Source organism: Streptomyces sp. NBC_01013, from assembly GCF_045162765.1.
Lineage (GTDB): Bacteria > Actinomycetota > Actinomycetes > Streptomycetales > Streptomycetaceae > Streptomyces.
This window is the reverse complement of sequence record NZ_CP108687.1, coordinates 6704014-6729011: the sequence shown is the minus strand read 5'-3', so window position 1 is coordinate 6729011 and position 24998 is coordinate 6704014. Positions and strand designations below refer to the sequence as shown.

General features: G+C 72.3%; 22 protein-coding genes. 11 read left to right on the top strand and 11 right to left on the bottom strand.

Going from position 1 to position 24998, the window contains the following annotated elements:
- Nucleotides 1–75 precede the first annotated feature (75 nt).
- Both OG538_RS29320 and OG538_RS29315 read right to left on the bottom strand, forming a co-directional pair.
- Nucleotides 76–1713, bottom strand: a complete 1638-nt coding sequence (locus OG538_RS29320; RefSeq protein WP_406098457.1) for an amidohydrolase — start codon at nucleotides 1711–1713, stop codon at nucleotides 76–78.
- A 48-nt stretch (nucleotides 1714–1761) separates the two neighbouring features.
- Nucleotides 1762–3333, bottom strand: coding sequence for an APC family permease (locus tag OG538_RS29315; RefSeq protein ID WP_406098456.1), 1572 nt, complete (start codon nucleotides 3331–3333; stop codon nucleotides 1762–1764).
- A gap of 52 nt (nucleotides 3334–3385) precedes the next feature.
- Here OG538_RS29315 and OG538_RS29310 point away from each other — a divergent pair, with 52 nt between their 5' ends.
- Nucleotides 3386–4099 (top strand): TetR/AcrR family transcriptional regulator, encoded by a 714-nt coding sequence (locus OG538_RS29310; RefSeq protein ID WP_406098455.1) that lies wholly within the window; start codon nucleotides 3386–3388, stop codon nucleotides 4097–4099.
- A 10-nt stretch (nucleotides 4100–4109) separates the two neighbouring features.
- Here the strand turns inward: OG538_RS29310 and OG538_RS29305 are convergent, their stop codons facing one another.
- Complete coding sequence (locus OG538_RS29305; RefSeq protein WP_406098454.1) at nucleotides 4110–4811, bottom strand: FadR/GntR family transcriptional regulator; 702 nt, start codon at nucleotides 4809–4811, stop codon at nucleotides 4110–4112.
- Between the two features lie 179 nt (nucleotides 4812–4990).
- Between OG538_RS29305 and OG538_RS29300 the strand changes: the two genes are divergently transcribed.
- Complete coding sequence (locus OG538_RS29300) at nucleotides 4991–5500, top strand: gluconokinase (protein ID WP_406098453.1); 510 nt, start codon at nucleotides 4991–4993, stop codon at nucleotides 5498–5500.
- A gap of 11 nt (nucleotides 5501–5511) precedes the next feature.
- Nucleotides 5512–6909 carry a GntP family permease gene (locus tag OG538_RS29295; protein ID WP_406098452.1) on the top strand — a complete coding sequence of 466 codons (1398 nt, stop codon included), beginning with the start codon at nucleotides 5512–5514 and terminating at the stop codon, nucleotides 6907–6909.
- Nucleotides 6910–7078: 169 nt separating this feature from the next.
- On the opposite strand, the gene OG538_RS29290 is transcribed toward OG538_RS29295, so the two are convergent.
- Together OG538_RS29290 and OG538_RS29285 are read right to left on the bottom strand one after the other, a co-directional pair.
- Nucleotides 7079–7705: a cytochrome b/b6 domain-containing protein gene (locus OG538_RS29290; RefSeq protein WP_406098451.1), complete on the bottom strand. Its 627-nt coding sequence runs from the start codon at nucleotides 7703–7705 to the stop codon at nucleotides 7079–7081.
- Nucleotides 7689–8453, bottom strand: coding sequence for a molybdopterin-dependent oxidoreductase (locus OG538_RS29285; RefSeq protein WP_406098450.1), 765 nt, complete (start codon nucleotides 8451–8453; stop codon nucleotides 7689–7691). The genes OG538_RS29290 and OG538_RS29285 overlap by 17 nt, the downstream gene beginning before the upstream one ends.
- Before the next feature lie 107 nt (nucleotides 8454–8560).
- Between OG538_RS29285 and OG538_RS29280 the strand changes: the two genes are divergently transcribed.
- Nucleotides 8561–8992: an ASCH domain-containing protein gene (locus tag OG538_RS29280; RefSeq protein ID WP_406098449.1), complete on the top strand. Its 432-nt coding sequence runs from the start codon at nucleotides 8561–8563 to the stop codon at nucleotides 8990–8992.
- Nucleotides 8993–9004: 12 nt separating this feature from the next.
- On the opposite strand, the gene OG538_RS29275 is transcribed toward OG538_RS29280, so the two are convergent.
- Together OG538_RS29275 and OG538_RS29270 are read right to left on the bottom strand one after the other, a co-directional pair.
- A complete protein-coding gene (locus OG538_RS29275; RefSeq protein WP_406098448.1) occupies nucleotides 9005–10249 on the bottom strand; it encodes an FUSC family protein in 1245 nt (414 codons plus the stop codon).
- A gap of 164 nt (nucleotides 10250–10413) precedes the next feature.
- Nucleotides 10414–12069 (bottom strand): FAD-binding dehydrogenase, encoded by a 1656-nt coding sequence (locus OG538_RS29270; protein ID WP_406098447.1) that lies wholly within the window; start codon nucleotides 12067–12069, stop codon nucleotides 10414–10416.
- Nucleotides 12070–12287: 218 nt separating this feature from the next.
- Here OG538_RS29270 and OG538_RS29265 point away from each other — a divergent pair, with 218 nt between their 5' ends.
- Genes OG538_RS29265 through OG538_RS29250 form a run of 4 tightly spaced genes read left to right on the top strand, consistent with a single transcriptional unit; the run spans nucleotide 12288 to nucleotide 14489 of the window.
- Nucleotides 12288–13181, top strand: a complete 894-nt coding sequence (locus tag OG538_RS29265; RefSeq protein WP_406098446.1) for a DMT family transporter — start codon at nucleotides 12288–12290, stop codon at nucleotides 13179–13181.
- A 48-nt stretch (nucleotides 13182–13229) separates the two neighbouring features.
- Entirely contained in the window at nucleotides 13230–13742 is a 513-nt protein-coding gene (locus tag OG538_RS29260) for an NUDIX hydrolase (RefSeq protein ID WP_406098445.1), read from the top strand.
- Nucleotides 13743–13785: 43 nt separating this feature from the next.
- Nucleotides 13786–14181: a DUF202 domain-containing protein gene (locus tag OG538_RS29255; RefSeq protein WP_359136038.1), complete on the top strand. Its 396-nt coding sequence runs from the start codon at nucleotides 13786–13788 to the stop codon at nucleotides 14179–14181.
- Entirely contained in the window at nucleotides 14178–14489 is a 312-nt protein-coding gene (locus OG538_RS29250; RefSeq protein ID WP_406098444.1) for a DUF202 domain-containing protein, read from the top strand. The genes OG538_RS29255 and OG538_RS29250 overlap by 4 nt, the downstream gene beginning before the upstream one ends.
- 57 nt (nucleotides 14490–14546) lie before the next feature.
- Here OG538_RS29250 and OG538_RS29245 read toward each other — a convergent pair whose 3' ends face one another.
- A complete protein-coding gene (locus OG538_RS29245; protein WP_406098443.1) occupies nucleotides 14547–15491 on the bottom strand; it encodes an NADP-dependent oxidoreductase in 945 nt (314 codons plus the stop codon).
- 36 nt (nucleotides 15492–15527) lie between these two features.
- Nucleotides 15528–16166, bottom strand: coding sequence for an NADPH-dependent F420 reductase (locus tag OG538_RS29240; RefSeq protein WP_406098442.1), 639 nt, complete (start codon nucleotides 16164–16166; stop codon nucleotides 15528–15530).
- A 108-nt stretch (nucleotides 16167–16274) separates the two neighbouring features.
- Here OG538_RS29240 and OG538_RS29235 point away from each other — a divergent pair, with 108 nt between their 5' ends.
- Nucleotides 16275–16616, top strand: coding sequence for a winged helix-turn-helix transcriptional regulator (locus tag OG538_RS29235; RefSeq protein ID WP_406098441.1), 342 nt, complete (start codon nucleotides 16275–16277; stop codon nucleotides 16614–16616).
- Nucleotides 16617–16680: 64 nt separating this feature from the next.
- Here OG538_RS29235 and OG538_RS29230 read toward each other — a convergent pair whose 3' ends face one another.
- Nucleotides 16681–17970 (bottom strand): glucarate dehydratase family protein, encoded by a 1290-nt coding sequence (locus OG538_RS29230; RefSeq protein ID WP_406098440.1) that lies wholly within the window; start codon nucleotides 17968–17970, stop codon nucleotides 16681–16683.
- A gap of 169 nt (nucleotides 17971–18139) precedes the next feature.
- On the opposite strand from OG538_RS29230, the gene OG538_RS29225 reads away from it, so the two are divergent.
- Together OG538_RS29225 and OG538_RS29220 are read left to right on the top strand one after the other, a co-directional pair.
- Nucleotides 18140–19168 carry a phosphotransferase family protein gene (locus tag OG538_RS29225; protein WP_406098439.1) on the top strand — a complete coding sequence of 343 codons (1029 nt, stop codon included), beginning with the start codon at nucleotides 18140–18142 and terminating at the stop codon, nucleotides 19166–19168.
- A gap of 8 nt (nucleotides 19169–19176) precedes the next feature.
- A complete protein-coding gene (locus tag OG538_RS29220) occupies nucleotides 19177–20391 on the top strand; it encodes an acyl-CoA dehydrogenase family protein (RefSeq protein ID WP_406098438.1) in 1215 nt (404 codons plus the stop codon).
- Nucleotides 20392–20426: 35 nt separating this feature from the next.
- Here OG538_RS29220 and OG538_RS29215 read toward each other — a convergent pair whose 3' ends face one another.
- Nucleotides 20427–24992, bottom strand: a complete 4566-nt coding sequence (locus OG538_RS29215) for a HEAT repeat domain-containing protein (RefSeq protein WP_406098437.1) — start codon at nucleotides 24990–24992, stop codon at nucleotides 20427–20429.
- Nucleotides 24993–24998 lie beyond the last annotated feature (6 nt).

The window sequence follows — 24998 nt, the reverse complement described above, 5'->3', positions numbered from 1 at the left end:
AACCGTACGCGGTGCGAGGGAGCCGCGGGAGCGCGCCGCGGGCGCACCACCGTGCGGCCGCGGCACGTTGCCGGGTCAGTCCCCGTACACCCGGCGGCCGCCCACGTACGTCGCCAGGACCCGTGCGTCGGCGATCCCCTCCGGCGGCGCGGCGTAGGGATCACGGTCCAGGACCACCAGGTCGGCCAGGGCTCCGGCCCGGATGCTGCCCGTGTCGTCCAGGTGGTTCACGTACGCCGAACCCGCCGTGTACGCGGTCAGCGCCTCGGTCAGGGAGATGCGCTGCGCGGGGAGGAAGACCGGACCGTCGCCACCGGGCGCGACACGGTTGACCGCGGTGTGGATGCCGTGCAGCGGATCGGCGCTGCTGACGGGCCAGTCCGAGCCCGCGGCCACGGTCGCGCCCGAGCGCAGCAGTGCGGCGAACGGGTACTGGAGCGCGGCCCGTTCGTCGCCGAGGAAGGGGATGGTCAGCTCGTCCATCTGAGGTTCGTGGGCGGCCCAGAGCGGCTGGATGTTGGCGGTGGCTCCGAGGGAACGGAAGCGGGGGATGTCGTCGGGGTGGACGATCTGGAGGTGGGCGAGGTGGGGCCGGGTGTCGGTGCGCCCGTTGGCGGCGCGGGCGGCCTCGACGGCGTCCAGGGCCTCGCGCACCGCGCGGTCGCCCAGGGCGTGGAAGTGGGTCTGGAAGCCGAGGGCGTCCAGTTCGGTGACGTACCGGCTCAGTTCGGCGGGGTCGACGAAGCTGGTGCCGCTGTTGGCGGTGGCGCAGCCGCAGACGTCGAGATACGGGGCGAGGAGGGCGGCGGTGCCGGTCTCGGCGACCCCGTCCTGCATGATCTTCACCGATCCGGCGCGGAAGTTCCTGCCGGTCAGCGCCTCGCGGCGGGCGACGAGTCCGGGGATCTGCTCGGTACCGCGTTCGCGGTCCCACCACAGGGCTCCCGTGACGCGGGCGGTGAGTGAACCGTCGCGATCCGCCGTCAGGTAGGCGTCGGACACGTCGTCCATCGAGCCGTAGACCCCGACGATGGCGTCCTGCCAGGCGGTGATGCCGTGCGCGTGGAGCAGGCGCTGGGCACGGAGCAGGCCGGCGAGCCGGTCGGCGGCGGTGGAGCGCGGGGCGTGGCGGGCCACCAGGTCCATGGCGCCCTCCTGGAGGAGGCCGATGGGTTCGCCACGGCTGTCGCGTTCGATGCGGCCGTCGCCCGGATCGGGGGTCTGCGCGGTGATCCCGGCGAGGGCGAGGGCCCGGCTGTTGACCCAGGCGCCGTGGTGGTCGCGGTTGACCAGGTAGGCGGGGCGGTCCGGTACGGCGGTGTCGAGCTGTTGCCGGGTGGGGACGCCGCCCTCGAAGGCGTCCATGGACCAGCCGCCGCCGGTGATCCACTCGCGGTCCGGGTTCGCGTCGGCGTAGGCCCGTACGGCGGCGATGGTGGCGGTGGCGTCCTGCGCGTCCGTCAGGTTGCACTGCGCGAGTTCCTGCCCGGCGGTGACCGGGTGGATGTGGGCGTCCTGGAAGCCGGGAAGCAGGAGGCGTCCGGCGAGGTCCACGACCTCGGTCCGGGGGCCTATGAGTTCGCGTACCTCGTCGTGGCCGGCGGCGGTGATCCGGTCGCCGGTGACGGCGACCGTGGTCGCGCGGGTGCGGGCGGCGTCCATCGTGTGGACGGGGCCGCCGGTGAAGACGAGATCGGCGGGGGTGCGGGGCATGGTGGTTCCGTTCCGTCGGGCGGGGGTGGGGCTGGATGTGGGTGGGTGTCAGGCCGGGCCGGGGACGGGCTCCGCGAGCGCGTCCGGCGCCACGGAGAGGCCGGTGACGAAGTAGGGGGACTTCCTGGCCCATTTGGCCCAGCCCGCCGCGACGACACCGGTCAGCAGCATGACCGCCGGGCAGAGGAGCATGAACCAGCCGTTGTCGGGACTGACCTCGAAGTGGTCGGCCGAGGTGGCGAAGGTCCAGCAGAGGTAGCCGCCGAGCGCGAGCAGGACGCCGGCGCTGGCGACGGGGAGCACGACCGCCCGCACGGCCAGGGATCGGCTCTCCCGGAACGCGCCGCGAAAGCGCGCCGCCGCGGCCAGCGCGGTGAGGGCGTAGTAGAGCGCGACGACGACGCCGATCGCGTTCACGGACGCCAGGATCAGGTCGCCGACCTTCGGCAGGACGAGCGAGAGCACGGCGATGGCGGCGGCCACGCAGCCGACGACCACGGTGCCCGCCGCGGGCGTTCCGTACCGCGGGCTGACCTTCGTCCAGAGGGGTCCGAGCGTGCGGTCGCGGCCCATCGCGAACATGCCGCGCACTGTCGGGATCACCCCGGACTGCAGGGAGGCGACCGCAGAGAGGGTGAGGGCGATCAACGGAAGCGCGGCGAGCGGCTGGTCGGCCAGCCGGTCACCGAAGTAGGTGAGCCCCTGGGCGCCGTGGCCGGTCAGCTCGTCGAGCGACAGGACGCGCTGGAACGCGAAGGAGCCGAGCAGGAACAGGCCCAGCATCGTGAACAGCGTGATGAGCCCGGCTTTGGAGGCGTCCTGGGGGTCCCGGATCTCCTCGGTGACGCTGAAGGTGGACTCGAATCCCCAGAAGCAGAAGACGGAGAGCAGGAGCCCCTGCGCGAGCTGCTCCACTGAGGGGATCGTGAAGGGGTTGATCCAGTCGAGGCTGAAGGGGTGTGTGCCGGCGAACAGTCCGTATCCGCAGAAGCCGAGCAGGACGACGTACTCGAAGACGAGAAGGTACTTCTGGAGGTTGGCGGCCGACCGCAGGCCGGTGACCGCGGTGAAGGTGACGGCGACGAGTACGACGATGCCGAGCGCGGTCGACTGGGCGGTGGAATCGGGGTCGAGCCTGATCCCGGAGAGCTCATGCAGTCCGCTCTCACCCGCGAGTTGGAGCAGGGCGGAGCCTGTGACGGTGGTGGTGTAGGCGAGGAAGACGATCGTGGAGACGATGCCGATCCAGCCGACGAGGAAGCCGAGCCAGGGGCTCAGCGAGCGGCCGACCCAGACGTAGCCGCTGCCCATGTTCGGCTCGACCCGGTTGAGCCGGGAGTACGCGCCGGCGATGCCCAGGATCGGCAGGAAGGCCAGCAGCATGATGATCGGCAGGTGCAGGCCGACCGCGCCCGCGGTGACGCCGAGCCCGATGCCGATGCTGGTGGTCGCCGCGGTCGACGAGGCCGCGATGGCGAACCCGTCCACGACGCCGAGGCTTCTGCGCAGGGCGTCGGGTGCCTGGGCCGGTCCGGGTGGTTCGTCGCCGTTGGGAGTACGAGAGGACGTCACGGTCGCTCCTTCACCGAGGGGCACTTTTCGGCCCCGATGGCGGCACATCGAACTCCCTGGGGGTTCCCTGCGTCAACGCCGTTGTCATAAGGTGCCCGGCATGAACGCGAGCGAGCGGGTGGTGGCGGAGGGCGAGCGGCGCCGCCGACGCCCCACCAAGCAGGGCACGGTCCTCTCGGAGCAGTTGATCGTGGAGACGGCGCTCCGGCTGATCGCGGAGCACGGGGCGGCGGCGCTCACCGTGCGCCGGCTGGGCGCCGCCCTGGGGTGCGATCCGAGCGCGCTCTACCGGTACTTCCGCGACACGGACGAGCTGTTGCTGGCGGTGGCCGACGAGTTGATCGGGCGGACGCTGCGCAGCTGGCGGCCGACGGGTGACTGGCGGGCCGACCTGCGGTCGCTGGGGCTGCGGATGCACGCGGACTATCTGGCCCACCCCCAAGCGGCACTGCTGACCTGCGCGCGGGTGACCGGCCGTACTCACGAGATCCGGTCGGTGGAGGCGATCCTCGGGGTGCTGCGGGGGGCGGGGTTCCCGGACGCCGAGGCGGTTCGGGTCTACCACGTCTTCGTCGACCAGACCCTGTCGTTCGCGGCGCTGGACGCCTCCACGCTGGCGCTCCCGGAGCAGGCCAGGGCCATGGAGGTGCAGGCCTGGCCCGATGTCTACGCCCGGCAGCCCGCCGACACGCACCCCAACATCGCGGCGACCGCGGCGGTACTCGTCGCGGAGATGAGCCGTAGCGGCTATCCGGCGGCGCTGGAGATGGTGCTCGCCGCGGCTGCCGCGCGACTGCAGCACGTCAGGTCATAGACGAGCCGGATCAGGGCGCCAGCACGTCCAGTTCGTGCAGGGCGCCGACCGCGATCTCCTTCGTCAGCCGCTCCGCCGCCGCCGCGTCGCCCTCGCGCACCGCTTCGGCGAGCCGGACGTGGAGGGTGACGGCCGCCGGGTCGGGGTCCTCGAACATCACCTGGTGATGGGTGCGTCCCGCGAGGACCTCGGCGACCACGTCACCCAGGCGCGCGAACATCTCGTTGCCGGAGGCGTTGAGGACGATCCGGTGGAACGCGATGTCGTGTTCCAGGTACCCCTCAAGCTGCTGGCCGCGCGAGGTGGCGACCATGCCGAGGGCCTGTTCGGTGAGCTCGGCGCACTGTTCGGCAGTGGCGTTGCGGGCGGCGAGCGAGGCGGCGACGGGTTCGATCGCCGAGCGCAGGACGGTCAGCGAACGCAGTTGCCGCGGGCGGTCGGCGCCGGCCAGCCGCCACCGGATGACCTGTGGGTCGTAGACGTTCCACGTCTCGGTCGGACGTACGGTCACGCCGACACGGCGCCGGGACTCGACCAGGTGCATGGACTCGAGGACCCGGATCACTTCGCGCACCACGGTGCGGGAGACGTCGAAGCGCTGGGCCAGTTCATCGGTACGCAGGATCTGGCCGGGCCGGTGCTCACCCGCGGCGATCTCCAGACCCAGGGCGTCCAGCACATGTGTATGCAGCCCCTGGCCCTGTGTGGTCATGGGCCAAGAGTACGGGGGCACCCGGAGGCGACCGCTGCGGGAAGCCCCTGCGGTGTCTCGCCGGAACAAAAAGTACGACGTTTATGTCACACCATCTTGAATAAGTCGTACGTATGGGTTTCAGTAGCGCGACGGACCGATGTCGAGGGCGACATCGAAGAAGACAGCGAGGCACCGTAATGAGCACCCCCCACGTCGTCGTGGTGATGGGCGTCGCAGGGACCGGCAAGACCACGATCGGTCCCCTGCTCGCCGCCGAACTGGGCGTTCCGTACGCCGAGGGCGACGACTTCCATCCCCCGGCGAACATCGCCAAGATGTCGGCCGGCGTCCCGCTGGACGATGCGGACCGGTGGCCCTGGCTCGACGCGATCGGGCAGTGGGCACACGGCCGGGCGGGGCTCGGCGGCGTGGTCAGCAGCTCGGCGCTGAAGCGCGCCTACCGCGACCGGCTGCGCAGCGAGGCCCCCGGTGTCGTCTTCCTTCACCTGAGCGGCGACCGCTCGCTCATCGAGGAACGGATGGCGGCCCGCAAGGGCCACTTCATGCCGACCGCGCTCCTCGACTCGCAGTTCGCCACCCTCCAGCCCCTGGAGGACGACGAGGCGGGCGTCGCCGTGGACGTGTCCGGCACCCCCGAGGAAATCACCCAGCGAGCCGTCGCCGCGTTGCGCCGGCTCGATACCTAAGGATCATCACCGTGACCAGTCTCAGCGTCGAGACGCTGGCAGCGGACGCCGTCGAACCGATCACTTCGGCCGGCAACGCGCAGTTGGGCATCGCCGTTCTGGCGGGCATCGCCGTCATCGTTCTGCTCATCACCAAGTTCAAGATGCACGCGTTCCTCGCGCTGACCATCGGCTCGCTGGCGCTCGGTTCGTTCGCCGGCGCCGCACCGGCGAAGACGATAGCGAGCTTCACCACGGGCCTCGGCTCGACCGTCGCGGGTGTCGGCGTCCTCATCGCGCTCGGCGCGATCCTCGGGAAGCTGCTCGCCGACTCCGGCGGCGCGGACCAGATCGTCGACACGATCCTCGCGCGGACGAGCAACCGGGCCATGCCGTGGGCGATGGTCCTGATCGCCTCGATCATCGGGCTGCCGCTGTTCTTCGAGGTCGGGATCGTGCTGATGATCCCGGTCGTGCTGCTCGTCGCCAAGCGCGGCAACTACTCCCTTATGCGGATCGGCATTCCGGCCCTGGCCGGGCTCTCGGTGATGCACGGGCTCATCCCGCCGCACCCCGGCCCGCTGGTCGCGATCGACGCTCTCGGCGCCAACCTGGGCGTCACACTGGCCCTCGGTGTCCTGATCGCGATCCCGACAGTGATCATCGCCGGTCCCGTCTTCTCCCGCTACGCCGCCCGCTGGGTGGACATCAAGGCGCCGGAGAAGATGATCCCGCAGCGCCCGTCCGAGGACCTGGACCGCCGTCCGAGCTTCGGCGCCACCCTGGCGACGATTCTGCTGCCCGTCGTCCTGATGCTGGTCAAGGCACTCGTCGACATCGTGGTGGACGACCCGGAGCAGGGTCTCCAGCGGGTCACCGACGTGATCGGCTCGCCTCTCATCGCCCTGCTCGCGGCTGTCATCGTGGGCATGTTCACGCTGGGCCGGGCGGCCGGTTTCACCAAGAGCCGGCTCTCCTCCACCGTGGAGAAGTCCCTCGCGCCGATCGCCGGTGTGCTGCTCATCGTGGGCGCGGGCGGCGGCTTCAAGCAGACGCTGATCGACGCCGGTGTGGGTCAGATGATCCTGGAGTTCTCCGAGAACTGGTCGATCCCGGCGCTGCTTCTCGGCTGGCTGATCGCCGTGGGCATCCGCCTCGCGACAGGTTCGGCAACCGTGGCCACCATCTCGGCGGCCGGTCTGGTCGCCCCGCTGGCGGCCGACATGTCGACCTCGCACGCCGCCCTGCTGGTCCTCGCCGTCGGTGCGGGCTCGCTCTTCTTCAGCCACGTCAACGACGCGGGGTTCTGGCTGGTGAAGGAGTACTTCGGGATGGACGTCGGGCAGACGGTGAAGACGTGGTCGGTGATGGAGACCATCATCTCCGTGGTCTCGCTGGCCTTCATCATGCTGCTGTCCCTGATCCTCTAGGGCCTGTTTCGAAAGTAGCGCCGTCCGCCCGGAGGGCGGGCCCGGCGACGTCTGGTGCGTGCGATCGCAAGGCGGAGGGTCGCCCCGATACCGGGTGTATCGGGGTGATCCCGACAACGCGGCGAGCGTGCCAGGCGTCGCCGGGCAGGCGGGACTTTCGAAACACGCCCTAGCCGTCCCCCGGCTCCCGCCACAGCGGGTGCTCGCGAAGCGCCCACCGGCGCTCGACCGACCCGGTGCGCATGCCACGGCGTGCCTCCGGGTCGGCGAGCGCCCTCGCGATGTGTCCGCCCAGCACGATGCCGATGGCGAGCGCCAGCCAGTCGTGGACGAACGTCGCACCGCTCCGCCACATCAGCGGGGCAAGACCGGTGAACCACATCAGCAGGCCGGTGCCCGTCATGACGAGCACCGCTCCCGCGATCCACGCCGCATACAGCTTCTGTCCGGCGTTGAACTTCCCGGCCGGGCGGGACGCGGGGCGGTGGTCACGGCGGCGTACCGCCCGCAGCCACTGCCGGTCGTGCGGCCCGAAGCGGTTGAGCCGGCCCAGGTCGGCCCGCAGGGACCGCGAGGCGAGCCCGGCCAGCAGCGGTACGGGAACGAGCAGCCCGGACCACTCGTGCACGGTGACCACGAGATGGCGGCGCCCGACGAGTTCGGCGAGCTGCGGCACGTACAGACAGGCCGCCGACACCACGCACGTGAGCATCAGCCCGGCCGTGGTGCGGTGCACCCAGCGCACCGGACCGCTGAAACGCCGTACCCGGCCGGCCGCTTCAGGTGGTGGGGGCATCGTCGCGGCCGTTGGACCGGCCGACCCAGGCGTCGACGTCATATCCGAGCTTCTCCCAGTAACCGGGGCGTACGGAGTCCGTGACGGTGATCCCGGAGAGCCATTTCGCCGACTTGTAGAAGTACATGGGGGCCACGTAGAGCCGGACCGGGCCGCCGTGGGAGTGGGAAACCGGCCGGTCCTGCATCCGCAGGGCGACCAGCACATCGGCCCGGCGGGCCTGGTCGAGGGTGAGGCTCTCGCTGTAGGTGCCGTCGAAGCAGGTGAAACGGACGGCCTTCGCCCCGGCCCGGACGCCCGCCGCGTCCAGCAGCGCGGAGAGCCGTACACCCTCGAAGGGGGTCTCGGGCACCCGCCAGCCGGTGACGCACTGGACGTCCCGCACCATGCGGGTCTGCTCCATCCGCTTCAGGGCGTCCAGGGTGTAGGCGGCCGGGCGGTCGACCAGACCGTCGACGGTCAGCCGGTAGTCGGCAGAGCTCTTCTTCGGTACGGACGAGGCGACGGAGTAGTAGCGGAAGCCACCGCCGTTGGGCAGCAGACCGGTGAGTCCGGTGGGGTCCTTGTCGGAGAGCGCGCCCAGGCCGGTCTCCAGGGTCCGTTGCAGTACGGGGGCGGCGACGAGCCCGGCGGCGCCGAGGCCCAGCATCGTCAGCACCAGCCGGCGGCCCACGGGGGTGCCGGTGCCGTCCGGATCGGGGCCCGGCGGCTCCTTGTCCGGCTCCGCGTCGGAAGGGGAACTGTTCACGCAGCGATTCGAGCACTCCGGGGCGCCGGACGCCAGGGGCGACGGCCTTCCGTCACCGTCCCGTCAGATTCTGCCCGCCCGCGGACCGCGGATGCCAGACTTGCGCCATGCCGAACCGTGAAGCCCTCAAGCCCTTCATCCTCGTCTTCCCCGGTCCGCTGCGCGATCGGCTCGTGCGCGCGGTGCTCGACGGCCGGAAGGTGTCCACCACCGGACTGCTCGTGGAGTACCAGGTGGAGAAGGAGGAGCCGCCGCCCGTGGGTGAGCGGTCCGCCCTGATCGACTCGGACGGGCGGGAGGTCGCGGTGCTGGAGATCACCGAGGTGCGGATCCTGCGGCTCGGTGACGTCGACATCCAGCATGTGCTCGACGAGGGAGAGGGCGACACCTCGGTGGCCGGGTGGCGGGCGGGCCACGAGCGCTTCTGGCACAGCGACGAGATGCGGGAGGCGCTCGGCGACCCCGAGTTCACGGTCGACGACGACACACTGGTCGTGGCGGAACGGTTCCGGGTGGTGGAACTCATCGAACCCGCGTGACGGTCCCCGCCCTCAGATCCCGCCGTCGTCGGCCGCGGCCCGGCCCCGGCCCTCTTCTCCCGTGAGGCCCAGGCGACGCCTGACCGCGAGCAGGCGGGGGTGGCGTTCGTGCATCTCGCCCGAGCGGCGGTCCAGCTCCTTGCCGAGGCGCTCCGTGCGTTTCTCGATGTCGAGCTCGTCCAGGATGCGGTCGACCTCCGCGAGCAGGGCCCCGTGCAGCTGCCATTTCCTGGGGTGTTCCTGGACCGCCGCCAGCAGCATGTCCGCCACCCGGTCGCGGGTCGCACGGCTCGTCGCCAGCGCCTCGGCCAGCCGCGTCTCGGCGTCCTCCGCACTGGCGGCGACCGGGGTGGTGATCAGCAGCGAGAAGCTCTCGATGGCACCGGCCATCTGCCCGAACAGTTCGGTGAGCCCGGAGGCCACCTCTGCGGGAAAGAGCGCTTCGTCGACCCGCTCCTTGGCCAGGTCGGTCAGCGTCCTGGCCAGCACCCGCAGGACCACGGCGCAGATCTCCAGGGTGTCGAGGCCGGTCCGCAGGACGACTCGGTAGAGCAGCCCCTGCCGCACACGCGGGTTGAGCATCAGGCTCTCCTCGGCCTGCCGCAGCGAGGCGTCGACCGCCACGATGTCGTGGTCGACGCGGCGGGCCCGGTGCAGCCGTTCGGCCGCCCGTTCGACGGTGACCCGGCCGCTCAGGTCATCTCCCAGGTCGCGGAAGAGTTCCCCCATCTCCCGGGCCAGACCGTCGATCGACGTCCCCGCCGACTGCACCCACACGGGCGGGGCGAACAGCAGGTTGAACAGCAGCCCGACGCCCGCCCCGATCAACGTCTCGAAGACGCGTTCCCACGCGGTGTCGGCGACCTGCGCGACGCCGAGCACCAGCATGGCGCTGATCGCCACCTCGGGGACGAACTCGTTCACCCGGACCAGCCGGCCGATGATCAGCGAGGTGAAGATCGTCAGCCCGAGGCTCCACCAGGACAGTCCCACCAGGGAACTGAACCCACTCGCGATGAGCACGCCGACGATCACGGAGTTCACGCGCCGGATCCCCGTGGTGAGGGTGGCGTAGAGGGTGACCTGGACGACGAGCAGTGCGGTGAGCGGGGCCGTCAGCGGCGCGGGCTGGGACAGCGTCGCCGTCGCCACGGCATAGGCGATCACCGCCGCCCCCGTGGAACGCAGGGTCTGGGCCCCCACGGGTTCGGTGGTGCGCCGGACGAGTTTGATCACGGGCTCGGCTACTCCTGGCATCTCCTTCCCATGCCCGCATTCGACGCCCCTGCACGGTTCCTCGCCCCGAACCCCACCGGACGGACGCGCTCAGGCACCGAATGACGACGCCCGGCCGACCGCCCCGCCTGATCCGAACGGGGGCCGCCCCCGTCCCCGTCCTGCGGACCGGGGAGGGGACAGCCTCAGCCGACCGCCTCGGCGGCGGCCCGGCCCGCCGACCGGCCGGAGAAGATGCAGCCGCCGAGGAAGGTGCCCTCCAGGGAGCGGTAGCCGTGCACCCCGCCGCCGCCGAACCCGGCCGCCTCGCCGGCCGCGTACACCCCGGCCAGTGGGCTGCCGTCGGCGGTGAGGACCCGGGAGGACAGGTCCGTCTCCAGCCCTCCGAGCGACTTGCGGGTGAGGATGTTCAGCCGGACGGCGATCAGCGGACCGGCCTTGGGGTCGAGGATGCGGTGCGGCGTGGCCGTACGGATGAGCTTGTCGCCGAGGTAGGTGCGGGCGCCCCTGATCGCGGTGATCTGGAGGTCCTTGGTGAACGGGTTGGCGATCTCCCGGTCACGGGCCGTGATCTCCCGGCGCAGGTCGTCCTCGTCGATGAGGGATTCGCCGGTGAGGGCGTTCATGCCGCGGACCAGGGCGCCGAGGTCCTTCTCGACGACGAAGTCCGCGCCCTGGTCCATGAACGCCTTCACCGGTCCCGGCACGTCCGCCCGGGCCCGCCCGATCACGCCCCGGACGGACTTACCGGTCAGATCGGGATTCTGCTCGGAGCCGGAGAGGGCGAACTCCTTGCCGATGATCTTCTGGTCCAGGACGAACCAGGTGTAGTCGTGGCCACTGCGCATGATGTGTTCGAGGGTGCCGAGCGTGTCGAAGCCGGGGAAGAGCGGGACGGGCAGCCGCTTGCCGCGGGCGTCCAGCCACAGGGAGGACGGGCCGGGCAGGATCCGGATGCCGTGCTTGGCCCAGATCGGGTTCCAGTTCTCGATGCCTTCGGTGTAGTGCCACATCCGGTCGCGGTTGATGTGGTGGGCGCCCGCCTCCTCGGTGATGCCGAGCATCAGCCCGTCGACGTGGGCGGGAACGCCGGAGAGCATCTTCGCGGGCGGGGTGCCGAGCCGCTCGGGCCACTGCTTGCGTACCAGGTCGTGGTTGCCTCCGATGCCGCCGGAGGTGACGATCACCGCCTGGGCCCTGAGCTCGAAGGTGCCGTCCGCGTCCCGGCTGCTCGCGGTGCCGCGGGCCGCGTCGCTGGGTGCCAGGATCTCGCCGCTCACCGTGTCGACGGCGCCCCCGGTACGGCCGAGGCCGGTGACGCGGTGACGGAAGCGGAAGCTGACGAGCCCCTTGGCGACGCCCTCGCGCACCCGGCGCTCGAAGGGGGCGACGACGCCGGGGCCGGTTCCCCAGGTGATGTGGAAGCGGGGTACGGAGTTGCCGTGGCCGTTGGCGTCGTAGCCGCCGCGCTCGGCCCAGCCGACCACGGGGAAGAACCGCATCCCCTGGGCGTGCAGCCAGGAGCGCTTCTCACCGGCGGCGAAGTCGACGTACGCCTCGGCCCACTTCCGTGGCCAGTGGTCCTCCTTGCGGTCGAAGCCCGCCGTGCCGAGCCAGTCCTGGAGGGCCAGCTCATGGCTGTCCTTGATCCGCATGCGCCGCTGTTCGGGCGAGTCGACGAGGAAGAGGCCGCCGAAGGACCAGTGCGCCTGGCCCCCGAGCGACTGGTCGGGTTCCTGGTCGAGCAGGATGACCGACCGGCCCGCGTCGACGAGCTCCGCGGTGGCGACCAGCCCCGCGAGTCCCGCCCCGATCACGATCACATCAGCGTCGTACGCCATGGGTTCCATCCTTGTCGGGGCGACCGGGCCGCGGTCCGGCGGAGAGACCGCACGTCACCCGGGCGGCCGCTCGCGAAGTTACTCGTGCGTCAGATCTTCGGCACCGGCCGTCCCCGCGTCAACCGCCCGGTCGGCCGCGCTGCGGCCGCACCGGCGGCCCCCAGGCGCTATCGTCGAAACAAATCACCCTCTTCCGGCCTGACTTGGGGTGGAGAAGCGTGTCGGTGCTGGTCCTCGTGCTCGCCGTGAGCGCCGCCTGCTGCCTGGGGTTCGGCTTCGTGCTGCAGCAGGCCGCCGCCAGCCACGCCCCGAGGAGCGACTACCTCTCGCCCCGGCTGCTGCTGGACCTGATGCGGGTGCGCAGCTGGCTGGCCGGGATCGGACTGATGGTCTGCGGCATGGTGCTGGGCGCCCTGGCCCTGGGCAAGGGCGAGGTCTCCGTCGTCGAACCGCTGCTGGCCACCAATCTGCTCTTCGCGATGGCCCTGTCCCGTCACCGCACCGGACAGCGGCTGGGCCGGCAGGGCTGGGCCGGACTCTGGCTGCTGGCCGGCGGGGTCGCCGCATTCCTGGTGGCGGGCGAGCCGAAGGGCGGTCAGGCGGTGTCCAGTCCGCTGCGGCACTGGCTGGTGATCGGCGTGGTGGTGGGCCTGGCCCTGCTGCTGACGGCATTCGCCAAACGGTCGCGGTCGGGGGTCTCCCCCGCGCTGCTGGCGGTGGCGGCGGGTCTGTTGTACGGGCTGCAGGACGCCCTCACCCGGGTCAGCGGGGAGCGGCTCTCGGACGGGGGCTGGGCGGCGCTCGTCACCAGCTGGCAGCCGTACGCGGTGCTGGCGCTGGGGGTGACGGGGCTGATCCTCGTACAGAGCGCGTTCGAGACGGGCCCGCTGCGGATGTCCCTGCCGGCCCTGACGGCGGCCCAGCCGCTGGCCGGGATCGCCTGCGGGATCGGTTTCCTGGGCGACCAGGTGCGTACCGATACGGGCGCCCTGGCCTGGCAGGCGGCCGGACTCGCGGCCATCGTGGCCGGCATCGTACTGCTGGGCCTGCACCCCGCGATGCCGGAGGGGCCGGTGGGGGGACGGCGAACGCAGAGCCTCCAGCCTCACTGAGGGCAGTCCGTCACCTCGGTGTCCGCGGGCTGCTGTTGGATGAGGGGTATGACACCTTCTGACGAGATCCTGGACATCGTCGACGAGAACGATGTCGTCGTGGGGCAGGCGCCGCGCGGTGAGGCCACCGCGCGGGGCCTGCGTCACCGCTGCGTCTTCATCGAGGCGCGGGACGCCGACGGCAGGATCTTCGTGCACCGCAGGACCGCCACCAAGCTGGTCTTCCCGTCCCACTACGACATGTTCGTCGGCGGGGTGGTCGGTGCCGGTGAGTCCTATGACGAGGCGGCTCTGCGGGAGGCCGAGGAGGAGCTGGGCGTCACGGGCCTGCCCCGTCCGGAACCGCTGTTCAGGTTCCTCTACGAGGGCGGCGGCCACAGTTGGTGGTCGTACGTCTACCGGGTGCGGTGCGAGCTGCCGGTGAAGCCGCAGGTGGAGGAGGTCGCCTGGCACACGTTCCTCACGGACGCGGAGCTGGAGCAGCGGCTCGGCGACTGGCAGTGGGTGCCGGACGGTCTGGAAAGCTACCGGCGGCTCCGGGCGTACCGGGCAGCATCCTGAACCGGGCTGAGATACGCGCCAAAGCGGCGGTTAAGGTCCGTACGTGAAGGAATTTGTGCAGGGTCTGCGGCTGTGGTTCGCGCCGCAGCGGATCCGCGAAGAGGGCGACACTCCGGACTACCGCTTCTCGCTCGCCAATGAGCGGACGTTCCTCGCCTGGATCCGGACGGCTCTCGCACTGATCGGCGGCGGTTTCGCGGTCGACCAGTTCCTGCCCGAGCTGGCATGGGGCGTCCGCGCGGGGCTGGCGCTCGCGTTGCTGGCGGCCGGTGTGCTGTGCGCGCTGCGGGCCGTCAACCACTGGGTGCGGTGCGAGCGGGCGATGCGGCGCGGGGAGGACCTGCCGGTGTCACGCTTCCCGACGCTGCTGAGTCTGGCGGTCGCGGTGGTGGCGGTGGCCATGGTGGTGGTGGTCCTGTTCGGCTGGGAGGGCCGGTGACCGCGCCGGAGCGCGACCCGGGGCTGCAGCCCGAGCGGACCAGGCTGGCCTGGCGGCGTACGACGCTGTCCTGCACGGTGGTGGCGCTGCTGGCGGGCAAGCAGGCGCTGCACGGTGGCGTCACCCCGGCCGGGGTCATCGCCCTGTCACTGAGTGCGCTGGCCTGGCTGGGCTTCCTGCGGGTCGCGAACCGGCGGGTGCAGGGCATGGGGACCGCGCGCCCGCGGCCTCTCGGGCCCCGCGCGGCGCTGACGGCCGCGGCGTGCACGGTCGCGCTGGCGGTGTTCGCCGCCGCGATGCTGTTCTGAACGGGCAGTCCGGGTAAGGCTTCCGCGGCTTGCGGGCCGGGACCCGGCCGCCGGCGCTCAGGCCTCCGGTGCCTCCCAGTCCACGGTGACGACGATCTTCCCGCGGGTGCGGCCCTCCGCGTTGAGCCGATGAGCCTCGGCGGCCTCGGCCAGCGGGAACACCCGGTCCACATGGACCGAGACGATGCCGCGCTCGGCCAGTTCCGCCAGATGGGCCAGGTCCTTGGCATCGGGCCGCACGAAGGCGTAGGTGCCACCGTACGAGAACACCTCGTCGTCCACGATGGACGCCAGGCGCCCTTCCGGCGCGAGCGTCTCGGCGGACACCCGCAGCGCATCTCCGCCCACGGTGTCGAACGCGGCGTCGATCCCGTCCGGGGCCAGCGCCCGGAGCCGGTCCGCGAGCCCGTCCCCGTACGCCACGGGTTCCGCGCCGAGTTGCCGCAGATGGTCGTGGTTGCGCTCACTCGCCGTTCCGATGACCCGGCATCCGGTGTGGCGGGCGATCTGCACGGCCATCGAGCCGACGCCGCCGGCCGCCGCATGGACGAGGACGGTGTCGCCGTTGCGGATGCGCAGCGAGCGGTAGAGCACCTGGTAGGCGGTGAGACCGGCCAGGGGCAGGCCCGCCGCCTCCTCGAAGCTGAGGCTCAGCGGCTTGCGGGCCAGGGTGCGCACGGGCGCGGCCACGTACTCGGCGAAGGTTCCCCGGCTGAGGAAGTCCTCCCGCACGTAGCCGATGACCTCGTCACCGACGGCGAACTCGTCGACGGCGATGCCGGGCTGGACCACGACCCCGGAGACGTCCCAGCCGGGGATCACCGGGAAGACCGCATCCAGCACGGCGTCGAGGTGTCCCTCACGCGCGACACGGTCGACCGGGTTGACCGCCGCGGCCCTTACCTTCACCAGGACGGTGTCGGGGCCGACCTTGGGGTCGGGGCGCTCCCCGAACTCCAGGACGTCGGCCCCGCCGTACCCGCTGTAACTGATCGCCTTCATCCTCCGACCATCGAGGCAGGCCGGGGGAGGCGCAAGTCAGGCCGTGGCGGCTTCGACGGGCGGCAGCAGGGTGCGCGGGTCGTGGCCGGAGTGCCAGAGCCCGATCAGGAACGCCGTGGTCGCCTCCAGGTACGCGGCCCGGTCGAGTCCGCCGGCCGTCAGGGGAACGCAGCCCAGGTCCCGCACCAGGGTCGCCACGGTCGTCAGCGCCTCCTCGTCGTCCCCGCACAGCGGCACGGCGACCGGGCCGTCGGCGAAGGCGGGCGGGGTGAGCCGCCACACCGCGTCCGGCAGGTGATTGAACGCCTTGACGACGCGGGCTCCGGTGACGTCGGCGATCGTGCGGGCGGCACCGGGGCCGCCCGCGGTGGTGAGGACGAACCCGGGCCCCACCGCGTTCGTGCAGTCGATCAGCAGGCGGTCGCCCAGCGTCCCGTCCCGGGCGCCCAGCTCCGTGAGGACGCCGGCGACCGCGTCGAAGGGCAGCGCGAGAAGGATCACCGGGCCGAAGGCGACGGCGTCCGCGAGGGTTCCCGCAGCGCCTCCCGCGCGCCGTCCCAACGCGCGGGCCCGGTCGGGTGAGCGCCCGCCGAACATGACCTGATGCCCGGCCCGGATCCACTGGGTACCGAGCGCGTCCGCCATGTTCCCCGTACCGAGAATGCCGATGCGCATGTCCGTCTCCTTCACCGTCATTGACGTAGCGTCGTGCCGATGGACAGGACGGTAGAAGATCCGTTGCTCACCATTCGGTGCCCAACGGGCGCCGTGGGAGGGGGAACCGTGGAACGACTGCTCGCGGACTGCCGGGCCAGACTCGGGTTCGATCTGCTCGCGCACACGTGGAACGCCGTGGTCATCCACGCGCTGAGCGAGGGGCCGCGCCGCCCGGGCGATCTCCGCGCGCGGATCGGCGGGATCAGCGCGAAGGTGCTGACCGAGACACTGCGCCGGCTGGAGGGGTACGGCCTGGTGGAGCGGCGGGCGTATGCGGAGGCGCCGCCGAGGGTCGACTACGCGCTGACGGAACTCGGCCGGACTCTGCTGGAACCGATCGGGGCCCTGGGCCGCTGGTCGGCCGAATACGGCGATGCCTTCGCGGCGGCGCAGGGCTGGGACGACTGAACGGTGCGGGGTCTCGCGGAGGGCCGGGCGCTGTCGTCCCGGCCCTCCGCTCGGCCGCCGGCCGTCACCAGCGCGGGATCGCGGGCGTCGCCCATCCCGGCTCGGCCTTGCGCATGGCCGCGGCGTCGTCGCGCTCGCGCATCGTGCCGTCGTCGTCGAGCCAGCGGCGGTGCAGCACCGCGAGGCGCTCGCGGTCGAGCTCGACGCCGAGGCCAGGGGCGTCCGAGACGGTGAGGCGGCCGCCGGCGAAGACGTGGCGGGCGGTGATGACGTCCTCGGCCTGCCACGGGTAATGGCTGTCGCAGGCGTAGTCGAGGTTGGGCACGGTCGCGGCGACGTGCGTCATCGCGGCGAGGCTGATCCCGAGGTGGGTGTTGGAGTGCATCGAGAGACCGACGCCGAAGGTGCGGCAGATCCCGGCCAGTTCGCGAGTGCGGTGGAGCCCGCCCCAGTAGTGGTGGTCGGAGAGGACGACCTGGACGGCGTCCCGGGCGAAGGCTTCCGGAACCTCGGCGAGCGTGGTGACGCACATGTTCGTGGCCAGTGGTACGTCGGTGCCGGCCGCTACGGCGGCCATCAGCTCCGTGCCGCTCGCCGGGTCCTCCAGGTATTCGAGTACGTCCTTGAGCTGCTCGGCGACGTACAGCGAGGTCTCGACGGACCAGGCGCCGTTGGGGTCCAGGCGCAGCGGCTGCTCAGGGAACGCCTCGGCCAGGGCGCGTACGGCGGCGATCTCCTCGTCGGGCGGGAAGACGCCGCCCTTGAGCTTGAAGGAGGAGAAACCGTAGTCACGGGCGAAGCGCCGGGCCTGGGCGACGACTCCGGCCGGATCGACGGCCGCGCCCCAGTCGTCGCGTTCGCCGCCGTCCGGGTGCTGGGCCCAGCGGTAGAAGAGGTACGCGCTGTACTCGACGCTGTCGCGGACCTTGCCGCCGAGCAGTGCGTGCACGGGCAGGCCGAGGGTCTTGCCCAGGGCGTCCAGACAGGCCACCTCGAAGCCGGAGACCACGGAGAGACGCAGCTTGTCCGCGGTCTGGACGCCGCGCAGTCCGCCCGCGTCGACCCGCTCGTCGGCCGCGCGTGAATCGCCGCACACCTCGTCGGCGAGGGCGAAGAGGCCGTTCACATCGCTGACCGGCCGTCCGACCAGGGCCGTGGCGAGGGGCTCGGCCAGTTCGAGGTACTTGCCGTCGCCGTAGGTCTCCCCGATGCCGGTCACGCCGCCCCGGGTGACGACTTCCACGATGAGCCGGGGGGTGTATGGCTGATGGACGCCCTGGGTGTTGAGGAGCGGGGGGTCGGCGATGAGGATCGGGGTGAGCCGGACTTCGTCGATCAGCCAGTCTGTATTCATACGTGAACTCTATTCATCCATGCGACTGAACGCCAGGGCTCGCCCGCCATTCGGACCGGAGTCACACATTCCGTTCCGGAAGTTCACTGGACGACATACCGACTGGTCGGCATCATGAACACCGACGTCATAGGCCGGTCGGTCTTTTTCCACCCCGGAGGTGCGCACGATGAGCCCAGTCCACCCGCCAGGTCTCGATCTGGACCGCTTGCGCGGACATCTCGACCGCGAGCGGCCGGGTCTGGTGAGCGGACCTCTCGATGCCCGGCTCATCGAAGGCGGCCGCTCGAACCTGACCTACGTCGTCACGGACACCGACGGCACGGGCCGGTGGGTGGTCCGCAGGCCTCCCCTGGGCCATGTCCTGGCCACCGCGCACGACATGAAGCGCGAGCACCGGGTGATCAGCGGACTGCACCCCACGGCTGTCCCGGTCCCCGAACCGATCCTGCTCTGCGAGGACGACTCGGTCATCGGCTCCCCCTTCTACGTCATGGAGTACGTCGAGGGCACCCCGTACCGCACGGCGGAGCAGCTCGCCCCGCTGGGCGCCGAGCGCACTCGCAAGGCGGTGCTGGGGCTGGTCGACACCCTCGTGGACCTGCACGCCGTGGACCCGCAGGCCGTCGGCCTCGGCGACTTCGGGCGCCCCGAGGGCTTCCTCGACCGGCAGCTGCGCCGCTGGGGCAAGCAGCTGGACGCCTCCCGCAACCGCGAACTGCCCGGCATCGACGAGCTGCACGCGGCGCTCGGCCGGCACCTGCCCGACTCCCCCGACCCCACGGTCATCCACGGCGACTACCGCCTGGACAACGTGCTGATCGGGTCCGACGACGAGATCAAGGCCGTCCTCGACTGGGAGATGTCGACGCTCGGCGACCCGCTCACCGACCTCGGCCTGCTGGTGATGTACAGCTCCGACCTGGGCCTGCCCCAGTCCCCGGTCTCCACCACCAGCGGCGCGGCCGGCCACCCCTCCCCCGCGGAACTGATCGAGCGCTACGCCGCCCGCTCCGGCCGGGACGCCTCCGGCATCTCCTGGTACACGGCGTTCGCGTGGTTCAAGCTCGCCGTGATCCTGGAGGGCATCCACTACCGCTACACCCTGGGTCAGACGGTCGGCGGCGGCTTCGACCGCATCGGCGACCTCGTCCCCGTCTTCATCGAGCACGGCCTCACCACCCTCCAGGAAGGCTGACCCACCCCATGGACTTCGCATTCGACGCCCGTACCGAGGAGCTGCGCGCCAAGCTGCTCACCTTCATGGACGAACACGTCTACCCGGCCGAGCAGACCGAGCAGGAGCAGCGCGCACAGCTCGCGTCGCCGTGGGACACCCCGAAGATCGTGGAGGACCTCAAGGCCGAGGCCCGTCGGCAGGGGCTGTGGAACCTCTTCCTGCCGGACGCCGAGTACGGCGCCGGGCTCACCAACCTGCAGTACGCCCCGATGGCGGAGATCCTCGGCCGCTCCCCTCACCTGGCGCCGACCGCGCTGAACTGCGCGGCGCCTGACACCGGGAACATGGAGGTGCTGGCCCAGTTCGGCACCGAGGAGCAGAAGAAGCAGTGGCTGGAGCCGCTGCTGGCCGGTGAGATCCGGTCCGCGTTCGCGATGACGGAGCCGGAGGTCGCCTCGTCGGACGCGACCAACATCGAGACCCGGATCACGCGGGAAGGCGATGACTACGTCATCAACGGCCGCAAGTGGTACATCTCCGGGGCGATGAACCCGGACTGCGCGATCTTCATCGTGATGGGCAAGACCGATCCGGACGGCGAGGACATCCGCCGCCAGCAGTCGCAGATCCTGGTCCCGCGCGACACCCCGGGCCTGACGGTGAAGCGCGCGATGCAGGTGTACGGCTACGAGGACCACTCCCACGGCGGTCACGCCGAGGTGGTCTTCGACAACGTGCGGGTGCCCGCCACGAACCTGATCGGCGAGGAGGGCGGCGGCTTCGCCATCGCCCAGGCGCGACTGGGCCCGGGCCGCATCCACCACTGCATGCGGCTGATCGGCATGGCCGAGCGCGCCATCGAGCTGATGTGCCGGCGCGCGGTGGCCCGGACCGCCTTCGGCAAGCCGCTCGCCCAGCAGGGCGTCGTGCAGAACTGGATCGCGGACGCCCGGGTCACGGTGGAGCAGCTGCGCCTGCTGGTGCTGAAGACGGCCTGGCTGATGGACACCGTCGGCAACCGCGGTGCGCACACCGAGATCCAGTCCATCAAGATCGCCACCCCGCGTGCCGTGGTCACCATCCTCGACCAGGCGGTGCAGCTGCACGGTGCGGGCGGGGTCAGTCAGGACTTCCCGCTGGCCGAACTGTGGGCGGCGGCCCGGACGCTCCGGCTGGCGGACGGCCCGGACGAGGTGCACCAGCGGTCACTGGCGCGGCGGGAGATCAAGAAGTACCTGTAGGGGTGGCCGGCGGCCGGGCGGGGCGGCGGGTCACGTCAGGGTGCGCCCTCCCCGATCCGGTCCAGTACGTCCGTGTACCGGGAGCGACGGTCGGGCCGGGCACGGGCGGCGGCGTGACGGAGTACGGGGACGGCCGCCCCGCCCAGCTCCACGAGCCCTTCGGCGGCCGCCTCGCGCACGACGGCCCGCGGGTGCCCGAGCAGGGTCGTCACCGTGGGGACCGCCGGCTCCCAGCCCGCCCGGCAGAGCGTCCGGACCGCCATGCGCACCACGTCCGGACGGGGGTCGTCCAGGAGGAGTTCGGTGTGGCGCAGATGGGTCGCCCGGCCCAGCAACGCCCGGGAGGTCCGGTGGGCGCGCAGCCGGACGCGCGGCCTGGGGTGCGTGAGCAGTCCGTCCAGCAGGTCGAGGAGTTGCCGGTCCTGGTCGGGTGCGGGGCCGGGGTCCGTCTGTGCCAGTTCCGTCAGCGCCCGGCAGATCTGCTCCGGCGTGCCCGTCGCGGCCAGGTCCAGCAGCTCCTGCCGGGTGGGGCCGTGCCCCCTCGCGGCGGGGACGGCCGTACCTCGGTCACGGAGGGCGGCCACGGCCGCCGCGTCCTGCAGTCCGGCGTCCGGACCCCGCAACGGTCCCTCCACGAGACGGAGCCGGTCGGCGAGTTCGGCGCGCCCTTCCGTTCGCAGGCGCCGGCAGGTCCGTGTCAGGGCCTGGGTACGCAGCAGGGGGCGGGCGACGAGCAGGTCGAGGAAGCCCCATGCCCCGGCGTCGAGTCGGTCCCCCAGCGCTTCGGCCAGCGCGTCGGCGGGGTACGCGCGCAACGTGTCCCGGGCGGCCCGGGCCACGGCGGGCGGCGCCTTTTCCCACCATTCCAGCAGCAGCGGGACCAGCCGTGCCGTCTCCCACGGGTCGAGCCCGCCGGCCGCGCGCGCCACCCGTTCGCGCACGATGCCGTCGCCCCGGAGTTCCGTCTCGTCGATGGTGCCGAGCGCACGGGTGAGGTCCGCTCCGGCAGGCAGGTCGACGCGGCCGCGGAGGTATGCCCGGAGCACCGCCAGGCGGGTCTCCGGCTCGGGCCACCGCGCCAGCGCCTCCGCCGCGGTCTGCCGGCTCTCCGCCTCGGCCGACCCCAGCATGGTGAGCAGCCGCTCCCGAAGGGCCGCCGAACGCGGCTGGTCGAGGTCGTCGGCACGGACCCGGCGCGCGGCCGGCTCCGGTACGGCGGCGGTCTCCGCGATGGTCCAGGGCGGCGCGTCCACGGGCTGCAGCCGCGCCATCCGGTCGACGAGGGCGGCGCCGGCCACGGGGCCGGCGCCACGGTGGGCCTCGATCAGCGCGGCCAGCCGGTCCCGCGAGGTGACCGTGCCGTCGTCCGCACGGCGCAACTCCGCGAGGGGGCCCGGTGCCCTGACCACTTCGGCCGGCTGGGCCCGCCGGCCCAGGGCCGCGGCGGACACGGACGCGGTCGCGTCGGGCTCCGGTACGGCGAAGGCGTCCCGGAGCACGGCGGTCTCGGCCCGCCCTGGGTCGGCGCCGAGCCGGGCGTCCGCGAGGGCCCGGTCCAGATCGGCGCGGACCGTGACCGCGCCGAGTCGGCGCAGCAGGGGCAGCGTGGACCGGCTCGGCATGGCCGGTGCGGGATCCAGGGCCCGTACGGCGGCGATGGCGGCCGGTTTCGCGGCTGCCGTCAGCATCGGGGCGACCGCTTCGAGCGCGGCGATCAGATCGTGCCGGTCCCCGTCCCGGGCGTCGGCCAGCGCGTCCAGCAGGAGCGGGGCGGACCGCGCGAACGCTGTCAGCTCCTCGGCGCTCCACGGCTCGACGCAGAGCCTCAGCGCGAACCCCACCGCCCTGTTCCGGAGCGCCTTGTCCCGGGACTGCGGCGGTGAGCCCGCCAGCGCCAGCCAGCCGCTCGCCATCGGCCGCAACCGTTTCGAGGCGGGGCCGAGCGGCTCGTCCCGCTGGGCCAGCCGCAGCGCGGTCCCCGGGTCCCAGCCCCTGGTGAGCAGAGCCTCGATGTCCCGGTCCGCTGCCCCGGCCGCCGGTGGCTCCTGGGCGACCGGTATCCCGTACCGGGCCATCGCCGGGGCCAGCTCCCGGACGGTGCCGGAGGCCAGGGCGACCCGGCGGGTCGCCACCAGTGTGAGCAGGTCACGCGCCACTGATGACTTCTGTTCGTCCAGTGCCAGGACCGAGCGTGCGGTGAGGACGCCGTCGAGACCCTCCAGCAGCAGGCACCGGCCGGCATCGTCCCGGCTGTGCTCGGCAGCGGCCACGAGGGTGGCGGCATAGGCGTCGCCGAGCACGGCGTGCAGAGCCGCGACGAGGGCTGAGCGCAGACCGGGGTTGCTGTCCTGCCCGAGCCGGGTGAGGAGCATGGGGAGCGCCGCCGGTGCGGCCGCCGGGACCAGCACCTGCGCCGCCGTCTTCCTGACGTTCATGTTCGGATGGCCGAGGCACGCGGAGATCGCGGCACTCGCCCAGTGGGCCCGGGCGTGGCCCAGGGCGAGCAGTGCCTGCCGGACGGTCTGGATGTCCCGGGCTCTCGTCAGCACGATCAGTGTCGCCGCGAGTGCCTGGGCGTCCTCACCGGCGGCATCGTGGGCGAACAGCGCGATGACGTGCTTGCGTACGTGCCGGTCGCGGTGGCGCAGCAATCGGTGCGCCCGCGCGCGGACGCCCGCCCAGGGGGCCCTGAGCAGCACTTCGGCCAGGATCACCTGCTCGTCGTCGGACAGTCCGGGGCGGTCGAGCAGGTCCAGCGCCAGGGTCGCGACCAGCGCGTGTCCGGCCTCCCGAGCGTCCGCTGCGTCGAGCAGACAGACGGGCCGGATCGCGCCCTGTGCGTGGAGCCGGCGGCCCAGGGCGCCCACGGCGTCCAGGACTTCCTGCGGTACCGCGGGCTCGCCGGCCGGCCGGCCGTGCTCCCGTGTCCGGGGAGCGGAGTCCGGGTTCCTCGCCGCGGCCTGCCCCGCCACGACGCGCAGCAGCAGGTCGGCGATGACGGGAAGCGTGGCGGCGTCCCCGTGGGCCGCCAGCCGGCACAGGGCCGAGGCCGGCTCGTCCGGGTCCAGGTGGGAGCTCAGCAGGGCCATCTCGCGGGCGTCGGGTCCGCCGAGCCCGGCTGCGATGCGCGGCGGCAGGTCGAGGGGGTCGAGCCGTGCGAGCAGGGCGCGGCGCCGCGCCGGGTCGAGGTTCAGCTGCCACACCAATTCCAGGGCCCGGTCGCGTACGGAGTGCAGGTGGGGCACCGTCCGGTCCCCGGCAAGGCCCAGGCCTGCGGTCAGGGCCTGCACCGTCCGTTCACCGCCGATCGCCTCCAGGGTGTTCAGGGCCGCGGCCGGTACGGAGGGCAGCAGGGCGATCACGGCATCCTCCGCGTCCGCGTGGCGCAGTGCGCGGATCGCGTCGAGGAAGGGCACGGGTGCGGGAGCGGAGGGCAGTACGCGAGCGACGGCCTCCCCGATCGGGACGTCCGTGGCCCCCTGCCGGGCCAGGGCGACGAGCAGGGCGAGCCGTCGCGGCCAGCCCGGATCGTCGGCCGGTACGTCCGTCAGGGCCCGGAGCATCTCCTGACGGGAGGTGTAGAGGATCGTCGCCACGTCGCCGGGCCGGATCGAGTGATCGGACAGGGCCAGGTCGATGACGGTGCGGACGGAGGGGCCGTCCGGGAAGTGCCCGCGGCGGTGGAGGCCGCGCAGGCAGGCCACGGCCGGGCCGCCGAGCAGCAGCGGATCGCGGGTGGCGAGGGCCGTCAGCTCGCCGATGTCGTCGCGGTCCGCCAGTTCGCCGAGCAGTTCCATCGCCTGTCGCCGAAGGCCCGGCGCGAGTGCGGGGTCGGCGACGACCCGGCGCAGCACGTCCCGGTGGCCGTGACGGGCGGCGGCCGCGAGGGCGGCCGACGCCTCTGCCGGCCGCTCCGGCACAGCTTCCGCCGCCGGGCCGGGCACGTGGTCGCGGAAGAGAAAGGGGAGGAAGAGGCCGGGCGGCAACGGGTCCATCGCCGTCCACGGTTCGGCGAGACCGCCCAGCGCGCCCGCGACGGCGGGGCCTCCGGCGGCTCCCAGCAGAGCAACCAGCTTCTCCCGTACCAGGGCGGGGGCCAGAAGTCCGGCGTGCAGTCCCTGCCGGGCCAGCCGCAGCGCCTCTGCCTGAAGCACCGGATCACCGCTGCCGGCCAGCATGTCCAGCAGGAGCGCCGGCCGGGACGCGCCGGTGATCTCCACACCCCTCACGGCCTGGTAGAGGAGCTCGCCCGGAGCCTCCTCGCCGAGCACCTCGGGATCGTGCAGCACATCGGCGCGCAGCCAGGCGATCCGTACCCGCGCGGGCAGTCGAGCGGCCGTGCGCCACGGCGGCCGGGGGTGATCGCGCAGGTGGTGGCCGAGCCGCTCGTAGAGCTCTGCCAGAAGCAGGTCGGCCTCCGGCAGTCCGGTGAGTGACATGGGCAGCAGCCCGGCGAGTACCTCCGCCTCGCCGTCGTCGGACGACGGGCTCCCGGTGACGCGCTCGGCCAGGCGGACCAGTGCCGCATGACGCTGGGCGGGGTCCTCGTGCCCGAGCAGTGGGCCCAGGGCTCGGATTTCTTCGTCGGCCGGCGTCCGCATCGTCGG

Bases quoted from the DNA above. Each gene is read 5' to 3' on its own strand.
- OG538_RS29300 (WP_406098453.1), top strand. From the start codon at position 4,991: ATGAGCACCCCCCACGTCGTCGTGGTGATGGGCGTCGCAGGGACCGGC.
- OG538_RS29290 (WP_406098451.1), bottom strand. From the start codon at position 7,705: ATGCCCCCACCACCTGAAGCGGCCGGCCGGGTACGGCGTTTCAGCGGT.
- OG538_RS29310 (WP_406098455.1), top strand. From the start codon at position 3,386: ATGAACGCGAGCGAGCGGGTGGTGGCGGAGGGCGAGCGGCGCCGCCGA.
- OG538_RS29225 (WP_406098439.1), top strand. From the start codon at position 18,140: ATGAGCCCAGTCCACCCGCCAGGTCTCGATCTGGACCGCTTGCGCGGA.
- OG538_RS29320 (WP_406098457.1), bottom strand. From the start codon at position 1,713: ATGCCCCGCACCCCCGCCGATCTCGTCTTCACCGGCGGCCCCGTCCAC.
- OG538_RS29215 (WP_406098437.1), bottom strand. From the start codon at position 24,992: ATGCGGACGCCGGCCGACGAAGAAATCCGAGCCCTGGGCCCACTGCTC.
- OG538_RS29220 (WP_406098438.1), top strand. From the start codon at position 19,177: ATGGACTTCGCATTCGACGCCCGTACCGAGGAGCTGCGCGCCAAGCTG.
- OG538_RS29260 (WP_406098445.1), top strand. From the start codon at position 13,230: ATGACACCTTCTGACGAGATCCTGGACATCGTCGACGAGAACGATGTC.
- OG538_RS29315 (WP_406098456.1), bottom strand. From the start codon at position 3,333: ATGTGCCGCCATCGGGGCCGAAAAGTGCCCCTCGGTGAAGGAGCGACC.
- OG538_RS29305 (WP_406098454.1), bottom strand. From the start codon at position 4,811: ATGACCACACAGGGCCAGGGGCTGCATACACATGTGCTGGACGCCCTG.
- OG538_RS29240 (WP_406098442.1), bottom strand. From the start codon at position 16,166: ATGCGCATCGGCATTCTCGGTACGGGGAACATGGCGGACGCGCTCGGT.
- OG538_RS29245 (WP_406098443.1), bottom strand. From the start codon at position 15,491: ATGAAGGCGATCAGTTACAGCGGGTACGGCGGGGCCGACGTCCTGGAG.
- OG538_RS29275 (WP_406098448.1), bottom strand. From the start codon at position 10,249: ATGCCAGGAGTAGCCGAGCCCGTGATCAAACTCGTCCGGCGCACCACC.
- OG538_RS29230 (WP_406098440.1), bottom strand. From the start codon at position 17,970: ATGAATACAGACTGGCTGATCGACGAAGTCCGGCTCACCCCGATCCTC.
- OG538_RS29280 (WP_406098449.1), top strand. From the start codon at position 8,561: ATGCCGAACCGTGAAGCCCTCAAGCCCTTCATCCTCGTCTTCCCCGGT.
- OG538_RS29270 (WP_406098447.1), bottom strand. From the start codon at position 12,069: ATGGCGTACGACGCTGATGTGATCGTGATCGGGGCGGGACTCGCGGGG.